Source organism: Terriglobia bacterium (genome assembly GCA_020073085.1).
In the GTDB taxonomy this organism is placed as follows: domain Bacteria; phylum Acidobacteriota; class Terriglobia; order JAIQFV01; family JAIQFV01; genus JAIQFV01.
In genome coordinates, this window is sequence record JAIQFV010000004.1 from 217,150 (window position 1) to 233,245 (window position 16,096).

Here is a 16,096-nt window from a genome sequence, read left to right on the forward strand (position 1 = left end):
CTCCGTTCAGATCCTGGCTCGGGGGCAGGGAATCGAACCCCGATTCACAGCTCCAAAGGCTGGTGTCCTACCAGTTAGACGACCCCCGAAGATGGGTTTGGCCCCGGGAAGTGATCGGAGAAGATCGAGCCTTTGGTACAATCGAAAAAACATGCTTCGGATCAGACTCACCCGATCATTCGGAGGCGGCAAAAATCCTTTTCAAGTATTGAGACCGCGGAATGCTGCGAACCACGAAGGTCAACAGCGAAGATGCGGAAAGGCGCGCCCGGAGCCCTTTTTCCGCCCGTCGAGCATCCGAAATCGAAGGGAACAGGCCGAAAACGGCCGATCCACTCCCCGTCATCTGTGCGCTTCGAGCCCCCCCTGCCAACAGCGCCGCCTTGAGATACTGGAGTTCAGGATACTCGGGAAAAAGGACACTTTCGAAATCATTTTCAAACAACTCGAGGGCGCTCACCTTTTCAAAGACCGCTGAACCGAAACGAGCCATGTTATTGGCCCGACGACCATTTGTCAACCACAAACTTGCCCGCTCATAGGCCTCCTGCGTGCGGATGCGAAGATCCTCCGGGGAGGCCACAAGCATCGCCTGCGCCTTCACGTCCGGCAGCGGAAACAACTCGTTCCCCCGCCCGATCCCCAGGGCCCGTCCGCCGAGGAGGAAGAAAGGGACATCGGAGCCCAGGGAAAAGGCGATCTCCAGGAGTTGGTCGGGGGTAAGCTCCAGGTGGAAGAGCCGGCAGAGCGTCAGCAGCGTGATGGCGGCATTGGAGCTCCCGCCCCCCAGGCCCGCGCCCACCGGAATCCGCTTCTCAAGAAAAATATCCACTCCGCGCCGCGACCCGGTGGCGGAGAAAAAACGCTCAGCCGCTGCCACCACGAGGTTGTCCTCCGTGAGCGGGAGCTGGACATCGGAGCATTTCAGTATAATCCGGGAATCCCGCCGCGAGGTGAAAGTCAATCGGTCGCTCAGATCTACGGATTGAAAAACCGTCCTGAGTTCGTGATACCCGTCGGCCCGTCGGCCCGCGAGCTTTAACCCCAAATTCACTTTGGCAAAAGATCGTACGGTGAGTGACTTGGCAGGGGATCCCCCCGTAGAATCAACCCGGCTTTTGACGGATGAACGCGAGGTACGCAATCGGGAAGGCGTCCGCCTATTTGTTGACATTCTGCGCCAGTCGGGCCTTCAGGTCGTCCAGCTTCCTTTGAACATTGGCCATTTCCTCAGCATCCACATTGTTGCCCTGCTGGGGGTTCTGGCGATAAGACTTGATCGACTTCTCGTACTCGCTGGTGGCCAGCTTGAACTGATCGGTCGCAAAATAGAGGTCGCCCAGGTGATCGTGGATGGTGGGGTCCTTGGGGAGCTTCTCGATCGCCTTCAAGAGGTTGGTTTCGGCAAGATCGTATTTCTTGAGTTTGAAATAAGCCCAGCCCAGGCTATCGAGGTACGCGCCGTTGGCCGGGTCCAGATCCACTGCCTGCTGGATGTACTTGAGCGCCTCTTCCAGCCGCACCCCCCGGTCGGCCAGCATGTAGCCAAGATAATTCAAGGCCGCGGCGTTCTGCGCATTCAGCTTCAGGGTGCGGTGAAATGTCGCCTCGGCGAGATCGTACTTCTTCTCCCGCTCGTAGATCGCCCCCAGGAAAAAGAAGATGCTTTCCTTTTGATCATCCCCGGCCAGGGCTTCTGCGGCCAGGATGTTCTTCTCAGCGTCGGGATACAGCTTCTCCCGCTCCTGGATCTGTGCCATTGTGAGATAGATTTCGCGATCGTCCTTGGTTCCGGTCAGCAGCTTCTCGAGTTGGGCAATGGAACCCGGATAATCGCCTTTTTCATTCACCACCTCGGCGCGCTGGAGCTTGAAGCCGCGCTCCTTGGGATATTTCTGGATCGCCTCGTTGGAGAGTTCGATGGCTTTATCGTAATCCTTCTTTGTCCGGTAGGTGTCGATAATCAGGCTGTCCACCTTGACCGCATTTTCCTTGTCCAGGGCCTTCAACTGATCGAACGTCTTGATCGCCTCGGAATACTTTTCCATCTTGCGATAAACCATGCCGAGCCGTTCCAGGAAGATGCCCCGGTTATTCATCTCGGCGGCCGAATAGGTGCCGTTCTTCTTTTCGGTGGTCTTCACCAGGTCGTTGAGCTTCGCGACGGCCTCATCAAACTTTTCCTGTTCCTCGTAAAGAATCGCGAGGTTATAGGTCACATCGATGGAATCGGGGCGCAGGAGCTGAGCGTTGAGCAGGCTTTGGAGGGCCGCGTCAAAGTTGTTCAACCGGCGGTATATCTGCCCGATCCGAAGATAGGAATCGGCATCGCTCTTATCGGTTTCGACGACCGCCTTGTACTCGTCGAGGGCGGCTTTCAATTGGCCGTCCTGAAGCAGGCACTCCGCCAGGCTGCGATTCACGTTGAGATTGCTGTGGTCCAATACAATAGCTTTTCGGTAAAAATCGATCGCCCTCTTGAAATTCTTGCTGCGCTCATAAGCGTACCCCATCGCAATATACAACTGGGCGGAATCCACCTTTTTGGGCAGGTTCTTCTCGAGCAGGGCGATGGCCTGCTCGCTTTCGGAGAGATCGGTATACAGAAAGGCCAGGTTGGTGAGACAGCTTTCGGAGTCCGGTTCGATTTCCAGGCAGTGTTTGAAAATGCCCATGGCCTGATCGGTTTTTCCGGCGCGGCGGTACAACTGGCCCAGCGTCAGCTGATCGTCGGTGGCATTGGGATCGATCCGGGTGATTTCTTCGTACTGCGCGATCGCCTTGTCAACCATGGAGTCAGAGGTCTTCGCGGGAGAATCCGCATCCCCGATGAGAGAGCGATAGATGTTGCCGAGGAGGCGGTGGGCCTCCAGGTTGTTCGGATCTTTTTTGATGGCTGCTTCCGCTTCGCTGACCGCGTCCTTGATGGAGCTGTTTCGGGCATAGGCGGAGGCCAATTCGGCATTCAAGAAGGAGGACGAGGGATCATACTTGATGGCCAGTTTGTATTCCTCGATGGCCTCTCGAAATCGGCCCTGTTCCTCCAGGAGGTGGCCTTGGATGTAATGGTAATAACTCTGGGCGCGGTCCGAGGGGTTCGATGACTCCGCGACGGCGCTCTTGGCCGCCGATGTCGAAACCGCGGCTGGGCCCTGGGCTTTCGGATCCTTCGCCTTGTCCTTATCATCGGCCCGGAGAGAACCCAGGGACAGGAAAAGTGCCAAGAATGCGAAAAATACATCCAACCGCCGGGGGGAAACCTGATTAAACGTCATATAAATCTCGATGACCTCACTTCTTGCGGGGTGTGCTTCCAAACAAGATTGCCTCTTGTTTGATGCAAATTGTTGTGATTGCGTCGCCAGTCACCCATTCTGCAACTTGCGATTATCACATAGCGACAAAGTGATGTCAATTCAAGCAAGAAGGGTGGACAAACTCTCCGCGCGGCCCTCATGCAACAATGGGCATCGTCCGGGGTCTGCGGATTTGTGGTTCCTCCGGATCGTGTTACCATCTGCTCCGTGCAAACACCCATTCAATTCCTCCGGCGACTGCCGGTTGAAGCGAGCCCCGCCTGGGCTGAGATTTCACTGTCTCGAATCCTGAAAAATCTCCGGGCAGTCCAGCGACGCACAGGAAAAACCTGCGAGCTGATGGCCGTGGTTAAGGCCAACGCATACGGTCATGGCGCCGCCATCGTGTCACCCTATCTTGCCGCCCACGGGGTCCGGTGGTTCGGTGTGGCGACGATCGAGGAGGCCTTGGAACTGCGGCGGGTGGGAATCCGGGAAAATGTCCTGATCCTGGGCACTTTTTTCCCCCCCCAGGCCTCTTCCGCGATCAAGCATCACATCCAAGTGACGGCCAGCTCCCCGCAACACCTCGATGCCCTTAACCGGGCCGCCTCGAGGAAAACGCCGGCAATGGTCCACCTGAAATTCGACACCGGGATGGGCCGGATGGGATTCTCTCTCGCCGATGCCGGGTTCTTGGCGCAGCGCTGGGCGCGCGGGTCGTGGCCGCACCTTTCACTCCAGGGCGTTTCTTCTCACCTGGCCTCCGCAGAAGATTTGGACTGTCCCCAGAATCGGATGCAGTTGCAGAATTTTGGAAGAATCCTGGAGGTCTTTGAGACGGCCGGGATCAAGATCCCTCTTCGACATCTTGCCAACAGCGCGGGGGCTGCCTTTCATCCCGCCATGCGGATGGACCTGGTCAGGACCGGCATCGCGTTGTTTGGCTACGAACCGCAAGGTGCAAAAATTCCGCCGATGGGCACGGCGCCCGTGCTCTCACTGAAGACACGGATCCTTCATTTGAAGACGGTTCCCCGCGGAAGCCTCCTCGGTTATGGGGGGACGTTTGTCACCCGGCGACCCTCTGTCATTGCCACGCTGCCCATCGGGTATGCTCACGGGGTTCACCGGAGGCTTTCCTTTGCCAATCGGCGCCCCCATCGTCGTGCCAATGCTCAGGCGCGTCCAATGGACACAATTGTTCGCGGCCAGCTCGCGCCGATGGTGGGGAGGGTGTCGATGGATTTGACCCTGGTGGATGTCACCGATGTGAGGGGCGTGCGCTTGGGTGACGAGGTCATCCTCCTCGGTCGGTCTGGACCGCACGACATCAACGCCGCGGATTGGGCCGAGTACGTGGGAACCATTTCCTATGAGGTGCTATGCGGGATCAGCACCCGAAGAGTGTACCGGGTTTACGTGGATTGACAGCTCACGTAGTAACGACTTCAGTCGTTCCTTCGCTTTCTCCCGTGTCGTAGTAACGACTTCAGTCGTTCCTTCGCTTTCTCCAGTGTCGTAGTGACGATTTCAGTCGTTCCTTCGCTTTCTCCCGTGTCGTAGTGACGACTTCAGTCGTTCACTATCCTCCCCAGCACCGTGTGCTCGGAGCCCCCATCATCACTTGAATTTCCCTTCGATTTAGACTACCCTTTACTCAAACCTCCCCCCTGAGAACCATAGCCATGAGACCCAAGAAGATCTCTGAGAAATGGGTACGTTACTGGCCTGAAAGCGAGCAGCCACGTGAGCGCCTCCTGCAGCACGGGACAGCGGCCTTGAGTGACGCGGAGTTACTGGCCATCTTTCTCCGCGTGGGGGTGCGCGGGATGAACGTGGTGGATCTTGCCCGCCAACTGCTCCTCGATTTTGGAGGATTGCGCGGACTATTCAAGGCAAGTGACGAGACGCTCGGGAAAGTCAAAGGCCTTGGGCCGGCCAAAATCGCTACGTTGCGGGCGATCGGCGAACTCAGCCAGCGGCAGCTCCGGGAAAAAGTTGAGCATGAATCGTTCATTGAGTGTTCGCGTGATGTCGTCGACCTCCTGGCCCACAAGTTCCGTGACCTCGACCAGGAGGTGTTTTCCGTCGTCTTCCTCAATACCAAACATCGGGTCCTGAAGATCGAGGAGATGTTTCGAGGCACCATTGATTCCGCTTCCGTCTACCCGAGGGAAATTGTCAAGCGGGCGCTGGCGGTCTCCTCCTCGGCATTGGTGGCCGTCCACAATCATCCGTCCGGCAACCCCGAGCCCAGTCGCGAGGATCAGCGGCTGACACAGGAACTGCGCGAGGCGTGCAAGCTGGTCGATATCGTCCTGCTCGACCACATTGTCATTGGCGGAAATGATTATTTTAGTTTTGCCGAAAAAGGAATGATGTGAAGGGGGTGTCGGGTGTCAGATCTGACCCGTCATGCCATCATGCTCTCAATTCCCCCGAGGGGAGTGGGGGGATGTTTCAGGTTCCCCCTGCCCACGGGCAATCGATTAAGCCGGGTGCCGCCGGCATGCGTTGTGTGCATGCCTGCGTCCGCCATCGTCACCACGGGACCCATGGAATCGATGCCGATTCTGTTTGCCGCCTTCTCCGGCGCGCAGTGGCTTCGGAAACCTCTCTTCGCCGGCATGCACACAACGCATACCGGCGGCACCCCGAGTTGACCCCATTCGTTGATGCTCAAACCCGCCCCCTGAACAACATCGCCACGTCTCAGTGGGACCCGATCACGGGACAATCCCCCCACCTCTCGATGGGGGAATTCGGGCGTCGCAGGGGGCGGCTGACGGTGGGTTGAACCTGAATGATCCCCTCCGCCCAGGCGGACCATCGGGGGGATTTGCGATTATGCCCTGTCGGGCGGTGAGCTGGACCTGAACGACCCTCCCGATGCGGCCATGATCCAACTCCGTAGGAGTGGAATCTCTATACAACCGCCACACCCCTTATCTTCCTCGCTTGAACCCCATTAGGAGTGGCATGATCATGCGGGGACAGACACCGGCATTTATGGCGGCCTCCGGTTGATATCGAACAAGGTGTCAGTCCCCTTCATCCCCTTCGCCTACCGCGAAAAGCTCTCCGATTGAAGGTTCTGGTTCAGCAATACCTGCGTGAACACCATCGTTTTGACTTTGCGACCGACGACGTATCGATCGATCACCATCGGAAATTTCACTGTGGCCGCAGGGGCTGTGGAGGCAGTGGCGAAGAGTCCCGCGCCCGTCAGAGGGACGTCCTGGTAGTTCGAGAATTCGTAGATTTCAGTCAAGGGAACCATCTGTCCGGAGAGCGGATCCGGTCCCTGCGCATAGTCAAACTCCATCCGCGCCACCAGCCCCGTCGTCTTGTCGATGTAATACCGTGTGGTGGGACCCTTCAGCCCCGCGCTCAGCTCGATGACTCGGGCGTTGGCGGCAACCTGGAACGACGGTCGCGGATGCACCCGGTCGGCCTGGCCCAGGCCAGGAGGGAGATTCGCTCCCGGATTCAGGCTCAAGATGCGCGCCGCGATATCGGCGACGGTTCCCCCATGTCCGCGGTAGTTGAACAAGGCTTCGAGCGACCGCACCGTGTGCGCCTCAATGAAACGCTGCGCTCGTCCGGCGGCGGGGGTGCTCAAGGGGCCTGAGGAGTGCCACGTCTGGGCGCCGTCGGTGCCTTCCCGGCTCAGCACCGAGTGCAGGGAGTAGCTGCTCACCGTGGCATTGCCAACGTTCACTAGGCCGTCCGGATCGGGCGGCTGGAAAATCAATCGCTGCAGCCGGTCGCCTGCACCGCCGCCCCCGGTCGTATCGGCCGCATGGATGAGCGTCATCGGATAGATGTCGTACGACTGCTGGTTCTGATCGTCATAGCGAAAGATGGTCACCTGTCCCGTCGCAATCCAGTTCTTCACCGCCCCATTCTGCCAGCCCACCCCATGTGCCTGGACGGCGCGATCCACTGTGGCGGAAGGAAGGCCCTGGGCAAAGAGTACGGAAACGAAAAGGGGCGCCGCTACGATTTCCATCAGCCAACAGATGGATCGAGAGACTGATGTGGTTGTACTCACCAACATAAGCTTCTTTTTGCTATTCATGTGCTTCCTCACAAGCTTAGTCACGGTCTTTATCTCTGTCCTACATTGCGGCTGTCTACCGCGTTGCATCCCTCCGGGAGATCACGCCATGTGATCATTCACCAGATGAAGAATGAAAGAACCAGTCTTAAAGATGCGCCATCCTTGCTTGAGCAACGCTCGAATTGTCCCTATGCCCCGATCCGACCCCATCCCCATCGTCTTGTGTTCAAGAGAAAGGATTGAATTGTCAAAATGCAGAATGCGGAGCTCTGACCCCAGAATATTAATGACGATTCCGTCATAAACGCGTCTGGCCCCTTATCCCCCAAGTTTGCCGCCCGGAAACACTCTGATCGCGGGAGTGTTCCCTACAGGCCGGTCTCGATCAGGCCGGCCTTTTGGCGCAGCCGGTCAAGGCAATCGTCCTCGATTTCCATTGACGCGTGCAACGCCCGTATCCGCTCGACCGTCGTCGCCTCTGGCCGTGGAGTTTCCGATTCCAACAGGTAGTCGCAGACGGTGTGCAATGCAAGCCCGAGTTCCGCCTCCCGGACGAATTCGTCGAAGAGGCTGAGGTAACCATGGGCACGTTGCTCAGCGACTAAAATAGGACGGAGTTCTTCTACCCCTGCTCTCAGTTCCTCGAACCTCTTTTTGTCCATAGCCATGACGGTCCCCTAGGGGTTTCTTGGAGTGTTCGTGGGATAGGCGCTCACGATGCGCCCGTCGCGTTCCACCACGCGAATCTTCACTCCCTCCCGCGTGCCTTCAACGAGTGTAGTGTTGCCTTGCCTCGTCACGATCGAGTTCGGGGCTGTGGCAACGTCCGAGATATAGTGAAGGACTTTGTCATCGCTCCAAGTGGCGGGGAACTCGCTCTTGCCAGGTATTCCAGTGCCCGCTCTATGCCCTCCGCCGGTGGCGTCGCCCTCAAGCACGTGGCCTTGAGCCCTGGCATCGAGCAGGTTTATGTAGACCCCGAGGGCCCTATCACCAGCAGTGGCGATCGCCATTGCTTCGATCTGATCGCGCCTCTCATGGTTGAAGTCCTGGAACGTCTTGGTCACCTCGGCGTCCGACATCTTCGTAGGGTCGATGAGATTGCCGCTCGCGTCTTTGGTGGGGTTAATCGTGAAGAAGTTCCTAGCTTCGTCGGCCCTGTCTTTGTCGGTTTGGATGAACCCGAGGGCGTGCGCGGCGCACCACAGCGTCCCACGTTCCTTGCCCTTATCGTCCTGACAGTGGCCGTCGGGGTCAGAACGAGTCAGAGGATTGTTCCGAACGTAGGCGTAGAGGTTCAGGGTCTGCGGGTCGTGCAGGTCCGCGTACGGTACAGGTGCCGCTCCCTCGGACCAGTCCGGAATTGTCCATCGTCCCTGCGCCGCCGACAAGTACCGCGCCCCGAAATAGTCCAGCCCCGTTTCCGTATCCCACTCTTTGCCGGTGAACCTTTGCCGGACGCCATCGTTTGATCCGTACTCCATCGTCGTGGTTCTCCCGCCGATGCCGGAAGGGATTTCCTCACCGAAGGGCAGGTAATCATGCCGCCCCTTGAGGTTGCCACTTGCGTCGGTGACCACCCGCGTGCTGCCCAGGTGATCGTCCGTCAGGTACAGCGTCCCGCCGCCCGTGGTCGACGCTGTACTAAAATACTCCGCGATCAATCGCCCTCCGACGTCATACACAAAGATCGTTGTGGCTGAGCCCACAGTCTTCTTTACCCGCTTGCCATCGCCATCGTAGCTGTACGTTGCGGCACCACTGTTGAAGCTGATCAGCCGATTTTCCGCGTCGTACCCATAATTTTGAAGAGCTCCTCCGGGGACGATCGGCGCCCGCGTCAAATTCCCCACTGCATCATAGGTGAAGGCGACATCGGAAATTCGGTTGTTCGTCGCATTCACCGCCGGTGCCGGGGCATATGTCGGAAGATACGTCGGCGAGGTCACCGAGGTGCGATTTCCGTATTGATCGTAGCCGTAGCTCTGTGACCAGGAGGCCGATTCGCTGGCGCTCGTCAATCGGTTCAGGGCATCGTACCCATAGCTTTGGGTCACCCCCCACCCCGGGATGCTGATCGACTGGCTCAACAAATTGCCGTTGTTGTTGGTGGTCCCATAGCCGTATCCAAAGCTCACCAGCGTTCCCAGCCCGATCGAGGTCGGCTGCAAGCGATTGTTGAACTGGGTTGTTTCAGTCAATGCGTTTCCCAAGCTCATAGTCGCTATCGCACCCTGGGGGGCATAGTTCGCCGCCGTCAGGTAGATCCTATTTAGAGTTCCGCTAGTCCCGGTCACGGCGTTCACACGACCGGCCGCGTCGTAGCCCGTCGTGACCACTCGTCCCGAGGGATAGGTTTCCTGCACCAAGTCGCCAGCGAGATTGTACGTATAGCCGATGCTATAGACCTGTCCGTCGGTCGTCTGGGAATAGGAAAGCGCTCTCCCCATGGCGTCATAGGCGCCATAGCTGTTACTGGACACACTCGAACTCACGCTGGTCAGCCGCCCCTTCGAGTTGGCCACTCCCAGAGCGTCGTAGTTATAACTGACCGCGGGCGTGGTGGCGTCCGAATAACTCCGCGATGTCATCCGATTCAATACATCGTAGCCGTACGTTGTGGTGGTGCCCCGGGCGTCCGTTTTCGACGCCAGATTCGCGTTGGCATCGTAGGTATAATTCACAGTCCCACTCTCAGGGTTCCCCGCGCTCGTGAGCTGCTTCAGCGAGTTGTAGACAAACGTGCGGGTCTGCACGCCCTGCTGTACGGTTTTCAGATCATCCAGCGCATCATAAGTATAGTTGGTTGGATAGGCCAATCCAAGCGGGTCTTCAATCACCTGAGTCAAGCGCCCCAGCGCGTCGCTGGTACTCTTGCGTGATTTCCCGGCTGGATCGGTCACCGTGGTGGTATTCCCAATGTAAGCGGTCGCCATCACCGCTCCATCCGGCGTGGTCGTCGACGTCACCCGGCTCAGGCTGTCATACCCGAACGTCGTAATCCCGTATGTGGGATCCGTCGTGCTGCGGTAGGGATTGGATACAGTCTTCTTTCGCCCCATCGCATCGTAAGTTTGCTTAGTGCTGATGTAGGCGGAGGGGGTCTCGTATTGCCGTGTTTCGATCGTTCGTCCCAGCCCATCGTAAATGGTCGCCGCTTTCAATGACTGGTCACCCAGGGTGTTCAAATCGCTGGCGGTGGTGATGATGTGGTTGACATCGTCGTAGGTGAAGTTAGTGCTTCCCCCGCCTGCCGGACGGGTCGCGTGGGTGGGCCGATCGAGCGGATCGTTATATGCAAAGGTGATTGTCTGGCCGTTGGCATCTGTCGCCGACATGGCCCATCCGGTGCACGAATCATAGGTACTGCTGGTAAGGTGTCCCAGCGCGTTGGTCGTGCTCGTCAGATATGCTGCAGCTGAGCCTCCCACCGGCTGGCACGCCGTGTTCCCCCATGCGTCTGCATGGCTCAAAATCGTCGTGTTTCCTTTCGGGTCGACGCTTTTTCGGACGTTGCCTGCATCATCGTATTGGTTCCGGGTGGTAAGAAATGCGCCATCCGTGTTGCGCCAGTGCTCAACGGCCGTCACATTGCCGCGCGTCGTGTAGGTTGTCCCGAACGACGGGTCGTGCTGCACGGCATTGCTCATGGTTAAGCCTTCCGTGTAACTGTCGTACTCGAATTGCGTTTGAGAAACGGGGGTCCCCGCGCACGCCCCGGCATACACAAGTTGGTTGGTCGGCAGTCTCCGCAGGTGGATTGTCTGAGCGGGGTCGGGGGAACTGGCGCTCGGGTTCAAAGTATCGTACCCCGCCGCCAAATAAGTCGTGGAAGTGCACCGAACCAGCGGGCCGGGCGTGCCCACTCCGTAATCAAACTCCTGTGTGAGAATCTTGTTCGAGTACTGGTCATAGTTGAAGGTCTGTTTCGACACCTGATTCATATCCAACAACGTGGTGTCGGTTTCCTGGATGACAGAGTTGTTCGACGGCGCCAGATCGGCGCTTGCGGTCCACCAACTCGGCGGCTGCTGGGTCCAGAAGTTGGTCATGCGGCGAAGGGCCGGCGAGCCGATATCCGTCTGATTTTCCTTGCCGTCCACCCACGCATTGTAGACCGTCGCATCGAGATCGAGGCCATTGTTGAACAGGGTGGCGCCGGGCCCGTTCCCCAAAAAGTAATGTCGCTCTACGGCAACAACCGTGTTCCCGGCGGCAGGATCGTAGTGGGTAACATCCACGTAGCCCGCATTGGTGATTTGGCCGCCGGTGACCGCGTTCTCCGGACGGCTGAACGTTTCGCGTTCTGTTAGATGGGTTCCGTCGGCGTAAACAGGACGAATGGGGTCTGGCCTTTCCAATCTCCATTTCAGCGCTACATTATACTTGGACCATGTCACCGTATCCGGGGGCACCCATCGGATCGAAGGCAAACTGGAGACAGACCAGCACTTGGCCGAGGTCTTCCAGAACGCCGAATCTTAATTGGAGACTGGAAACGGGCTGCTGCCCATATCAATTCGCCGGGTCAGCCGGCCTAGGCGGACGGCCTGCAGCGCAGAATCATGGGGTTATGTTGTAGGCCCGTCGCCCTCACCGGGCGCTCTCGGGTTTGAGCAGCAGCCTGGAAAGACCATACCCCAATCATCCGGGGACGGTCGGCCACCGGGAACTTCCCCAGATCTGTGCTCCTACAATGGCACAGAAAAGACCTTCCCCTAGGGGCAACAAGACACCGTAGAAAGTCCAGTAGGAGTGAGCTGCTCGATCAACTGCAAAGGTCACAAGAACGGTGACAACGCCAGCAACTGCCAAGCGGAGGAGAAAAGAGTTGCTCCATTTGCCGGTGAGGACATAAACAAGGAATTCGATGCAGGCGGATGCAACCAAAGCCGCGGCGAGCAAACCTATCCAGACATCAGGGCCGAATCTGCTTGAGTCGCCAGACGATGGAATACCTAAAATGTCTAGTGAGTATCCGCCCACAGCCGAGAACGCGAATAACGCGAGCAGGTAGGCTCCTACGCAGATGCAGATTCCGGCGAGTATGCGCCACCAGCCGCCACCGAGATGAGACCAGGCCCCGGTCAAGATGATCGCCGCAAGGACTGCAAGAAAAAACAGCGGCCCAACACCGTGCACTAAAAGCATGGGCCACCCTCTTGCTCCGACGACAGTAATGGCTCCTGCTGCAAGACCGGTTAGCAAGAATGTAATTTGCTGTGGGGTCATTTTGGCGCCTGGGGTTTGATGGGCTTTTCTGGATGCCCGAGATCACCGTTTTTGTCGTTGGGGCTTGCTTCTCTCCTGTCAAGAATCTGAGTGGATGCGACATTTCCCTGATGAGGAGGGTCAGGCCTTCGCTATTGACAATTGGGTCCGGGTGTCTTGCCGCAGCATCTCAAGGGTTGGGTCGCGCTGACAGTGGAGACGGAATCAGTTCAGTACTGTCCTTCTCGAGGCGCAATCGATTAGCGCTGCTTATTCCCCACGGTTGGTTCAAGGTCATCTCTTCAAAAGTCAATTGCGAAGACCTTCGCGATTAGCTCCAAGGTAGTCGAGGCCGGTTTCCGAGGCGTTCTTTGGCGGTAGAATTGGTCAGTTCGGATGTTGAGTTCAACAACACTCACCTTCCCCCGCGTCGTACTGATAGGTCCGGTGCATCATCTTGTTGCCTACGCCTCCGAAAATAGGCTACGACTTGCAGGCAGCAGTACCAGAAAAGTATATATACGATGAAGTTGAGGCCGAGTACAGCAAACCCCCAATTCGGGGCGCCACGTCCGGTGTGCACGCCCTGGGGATAGACGAGGCCCGCAATCCAAGCGCCGGGCGTCGCAAAAGCATCGACGATGCTGTCCCTAGCGTGACTATAGGGCAAGTAGCTTCCCGCGAGCCCCACCAGGATTGACGTTGCGATCCCCAAAGCGAGGGACACTACAGCAGGTGTCTTCCTCATGACCTATTCTTCCTTCTTCGGCTCCTCTTTTTTCTTCGGCTCTTTAACAGCTTCTTGCAGGGCCTGGTCGCCAACATGATTGGGGTCTGGCCTTTCCAATCTCCATTTTAGCGCTACGTTATACTTGGACATGTCTCCATCTCGGGGGGCATCCATCGGATCGAAGTCAAAATGGAGACAGACCAGCATTTAGCTGAGATCTTCCAGATCGCCAAATCTTAATTGGAGATTGGAAAGACCAGACGCCATTCATCCTGGCGGCGGCACACCCCCTATTTGCGAGGCACGTACAGCGCCTTCACATCTGAAACTTTGCATAGAACTAAGCGCCCATCTTGTGAGTGCTTCTTGCCGAAGCCTTGGCCTTCTCCAACTCTCACACGTTTATGGTCTCTCCATGTGAAGACCGGATCGAAGCGACTCTCAAAGATTGTTATAACCCGCATCCCCTTCTCCCAACTCTCCTTAAACTTCTGGAAAGACTCGTCTCTTTCTACATCGAAGTCCGGCTTTGGCTTCACATTTTGCGGGAACTCCAGCCCAATCGTCATATAGCTTAGGCATGGTTCAGGGGCGGCTGCCTCCTCCAGAGTAGGATCACGATACCCATAGACGGCTGCATGGATTTCTATGATCTTCCCAGCGTACTTATCGGGCTGTTGGTATAGATCACAAAATGTCACTTTCAGCGGACCAGATCGTGTTTGGGCTTGCACCAAACCGCTGGTCATCATGAGAAGCAATAGGGCGCAGATATTCCATCGTCGCGTCATTTGGTTGGGTGGCGCATACATCGCGTTTTGTGCGATGTGTGCGGTGAAGAGTTGATTTGCTCTAAGCTCCTGACGAGCCGACCCACACACAAAACCGTACACATGCCAAGAGCGCATGTGTGCGCCACCCCGTCCCAGGGCACTATAGAACGTCCAGCTCGCCCAGTGGCCGTGGTGGTTGGCGTACAGAACCGTTTCCCGGCCATCCACTCCGACCCGGTCCAGGAACTTTCGGCAGGCGGCTCTCATGGCTCGGAGGCTGGCTGCAAACTCGGATTTGGTCCCCAGCTTGCCCAACTCGCCGCTAAGGAAGTGGCGGATTTCCAGAACTGAGTGGACGCAGTGAGAGGCGACTTCCATCTCCTCTGGGGCGTAGAGCACGCGGCGGTCCTCCAGGAACTCGATCACCCGGCGAGCCGCACTCACCTCCAGATCGGACGGCTGCCACGACACCCCAACCAGCGGAGTCGAAATGCCCGTCAGCCGGTTCGCAATCTCTGAGAACTTCACGCGGTTCACTCCAGCATCATGGACAGCTTCAGCGTCGTTGAGAACTTCTACTTCTTCAGCAGATCATGGAGAGACTCGGCGTTCGCGTCTGGCTTCTGTGATGTGCAGTTAATCCTAGGGCATTTTGCGCGCTGCGATCTTTGCATCTTTGACGACTCTGGCTGCACATTTCGTGAGCGCATCGTCCCAACAAGAGCCTGTGCTGGTACCAAGAGGCTGATTGTCAACCGATGTAAATTCGACGGTATAGAGCACCTGAGTTCGTTTCCCTTTTTGCTTCCATCCGACATGCGTGGGAATCGTCACGATCAAGGTTCCTGGTTTCTTCCCACTGCTCAGAGCGAAGGCAGAGGACGATTTGAATGCCTTCTCAAGCGTGTCCTTAAGCCTCAGCGTCAATCCGTCGTCGCCCCCAGACCACACCTCAACCAGCGTCTGCCTCGTGGAGGCCCCTTCGACCGTGGATTGTGCTATGAACAGGGCAAGTATGATCGCGGCGCAACGCATCCAAACTGAGGTTATTTGCATACTGTTTTTCCGTTGTCTGATGTGCACTGCTTTGTGGTTTGGTTCTTCTGTGCTTCCTGCACCTGCTCCGGCTTCAGATTCGTTCCGGAACGAGAGGTCATGATGTTCGTGTTGTCGTATCCAGGCGTGGGAGTACTCGTTCGGTTGCCCTGAGCATCCCGTGGTCCCTCTTGGTACTGATCTTTGATTCCAGCAAAATGCAAAATGTCGTGGGCTGCAGCGTCGGTTGCTTGACCGTTGTCGCTATTAATGTGAGCTTCATTTCCCCCTAACTTGTTCGTGCCCTCACCAGCGCCAGGGTATTTTGTCTGGTCATAACCCGAGCTGAAATCCATCTTGTTCAGCACCCCATTGATCGGCTTGTCCGTCTCGACAACCTGTATCTTTACGGGAGAACCATTCGTATTGAGTGTGTTATCCCGTTTCACAATCGCAGATACATTGGCGGGCGTGGACGCGCTTCCAGTGATGTGGACAGGAATTACAAGTGTTGTTTGGCCGGTCGTCTTGTCTACGATCCAGATCCCATCATGCCCATCGGGGTCACCGACCGTGGTCGGATTGTTCTGGACGTAGCTGTAGAGGTTGAGGCTTTGTGGATTGCCGTAGCGCGCGTAGGGCACGGCTGTGGGCTTCGCGGCCCAGTCTGGGATCATGAAGCGTCCGAGCGAGGAAGCATAGTACCGAGCACCGAACTCGTCTAAGCCGGATTCTGCATCCCGTTCTTTGCCGGTGAACTTCTGTCTGGTGTCGTCGCTGTTGCTGTAGCCTGCCACCGAGGATCGGCTCCCGAAAAATGTTGGGATCTCTTCTCCAAACGGCAAATAGTCATGGCGTGCCTGAACGTTGCCACTCGCATCGGTCACTAATCTTGTGCTCCCTAGATGATCCGCCGTGAGGTATTTCGTTCCGGCGCCGGTCGCCGCGGTATTGGAGTACTCCGCCACCAGCCTCCCCGTCGCGT

At 57.2% G+C, this 16,096-nt stretch carries 13 protein-coding genes and 1 tRNA gene; 2 read left to right on the forward strand and 12 right to left on the reverse strand.

Annotated features, from left to right (window positions below; all coding sequences use genetic code 11):
* Positions 1-14: 14 nt before the first annotated feature.
* The 3 genes from LAO21_06720 to LAO21_06730 form a co-directional block, all read right to left on the reverse strand.
* Positions 15-89 (reverse strand) — tRNA-Gln (locus tag LAO21_06720).
* 86 nt (positions 90-175) lie between these two features.
* Positions 176-1,054: a 4-(cytidine 5'-diphospho)-2-C-methyl-D-erythritol kinase gene (ispE, locus tag LAO21_06725; protein ID MBZ5552396.1), complete on the reverse strand. Its 879-nt coding sequence runs from the start codon at positions 1,052-1,054 to the stop codon at positions 176-178.
* A 106-nt stretch (positions 1,055-1,160) separates the two neighbouring features.
* Positions 1,161-3,317 carry a tetratricopeptide repeat protein gene (locus LAO21_06730; GenBank protein MBZ5552397.1) on the reverse strand — a complete coding sequence of 719 codons (2,157 nt, stop codon included), beginning with the start codon at positions 3,315-3,317 and terminating at the stop codon, positions 1,161-1,163.
* Positions 3,318-3,524: 207 nt separating this feature from the next.
* Here LAO21_06730 and alr point away from each other — a divergent pair, with 207 nt between their 5' ends.
* Both alr and radC read left to right on the forward strand, forming a co-directional pair.
* Positions 3,525-4,727 (forward strand): alanine racemase, encoded by a 1,203-nt coding sequence (gene alr / locus LAO21_06735; protein MBZ5552398.1) that lies wholly within the window; start codon positions 3,525-3,527, stop codon positions 4,725-4,727.
* Positions 4,728-4,984: 257 nt separating this feature from the next.
* Positions 4,985-5,683 carry a DNA repair protein RadC gene (radC, locus tag LAO21_06740; GenBank protein MBZ5552399.1) on the forward strand — a complete coding sequence of 233 codons (699 nt, stop codon included), beginning with the start codon at positions 4,985-4,987 and terminating at the stop codon, positions 5,681-5,683.
* 29 nt (positions 5,684-5,712) lie between these two features.
* On the opposite strand, the gene LAO21_06745 is transcribed toward radC, so the two are convergent.
* From LAO21_06745 to LAO21_06785, 9 genes are all read right to left on the reverse strand, one after another.
* Complete coding sequence (locus LAO21_06745) at positions 5,713-5,982, reverse strand: hypothetical protein (GenBank protein MBZ5552400.1); 270 nt, start codon at positions 5,980-5,982, stop codon at positions 5,713-5,715.
* A 381-nt stretch (positions 5,983-6,363) separates the two neighbouring features.
* Positions 6,364-7,380, reverse strand: coding sequence for a hypothetical protein (locus LAO21_06750; protein MBZ5552401.1), 1,017 nt, complete (start codon positions 7,378-7,380; stop codon positions 6,364-6,366).
* 350 nt (positions 7,381-7,730) lie between these two features.
* Complete coding sequence (locus LAO21_06755; GenBank protein ID MBZ5552402.1) at positions 7,731-8,030, reverse strand: hypothetical protein; 300 nt, start codon at positions 8,028-8,030, stop codon at positions 7,731-7,733.
* Between the two features lie 9 nt (positions 8,031-8,039).
* Positions 8,040-11,723 carry an EndoU domain-containing protein gene (locus LAO21_06760; protein MBZ5552403.1) on the reverse strand — a complete coding sequence of 1,228 codons (3,684 nt, stop codon included), beginning with the start codon at positions 11,721-11,723 and terminating at the stop codon, positions 8,040-8,042.
* Positions 11,724-12,006: 283 nt separating this feature from the next.
* Positions 12,007-12,594, reverse strand: coding sequence for a hypothetical protein (locus LAO21_06765; GenBank protein MBZ5552404.1), 588 nt, complete (start codon positions 12,592-12,594; stop codon positions 12,007-12,009).
* 394 nt (positions 12,595-12,988) lie between these two features.
* Positions 12,989-13,321, reverse strand: a complete 333-nt coding sequence (locus LAO21_06770) for a hypothetical protein (GenBank protein MBZ5552405.1) — start codon at positions 13,319-13,321, stop codon at positions 12,989-12,991.
* 272 nt (positions 13,322-13,593) lie between these two features.
* The gene (locus tag LAO21_06775) at positions 13,594-14,604 is read right to left on the reverse strand and encodes a hypothetical protein (protein MBZ5552406.1); all 1,011 of its coding nucleotides are present in this window, start codon (positions 14,602-14,604) and stop codon (positions 13,594-13,596) included.
* 114 nt (positions 14,605-14,718) lie between these two features.
* Positions 14,719-15,132, reverse strand: coding sequence for a hypothetical protein (locus LAO21_06780; protein MBZ5552407.1), 414 nt, complete (start codon positions 15,130-15,132; stop codon positions 14,719-14,721).
* The coding region (locus LAO21_06785) for an RHS repeat-associated core domain-containing protein (GenBank protein MBZ5552408.1) at positions 15,123-16,096 on the reverse strand (974 nt) is incomplete at its 5' end. The genes LAO21_06785 and LAO21_06780, both read right to left, overlap by 10 nt.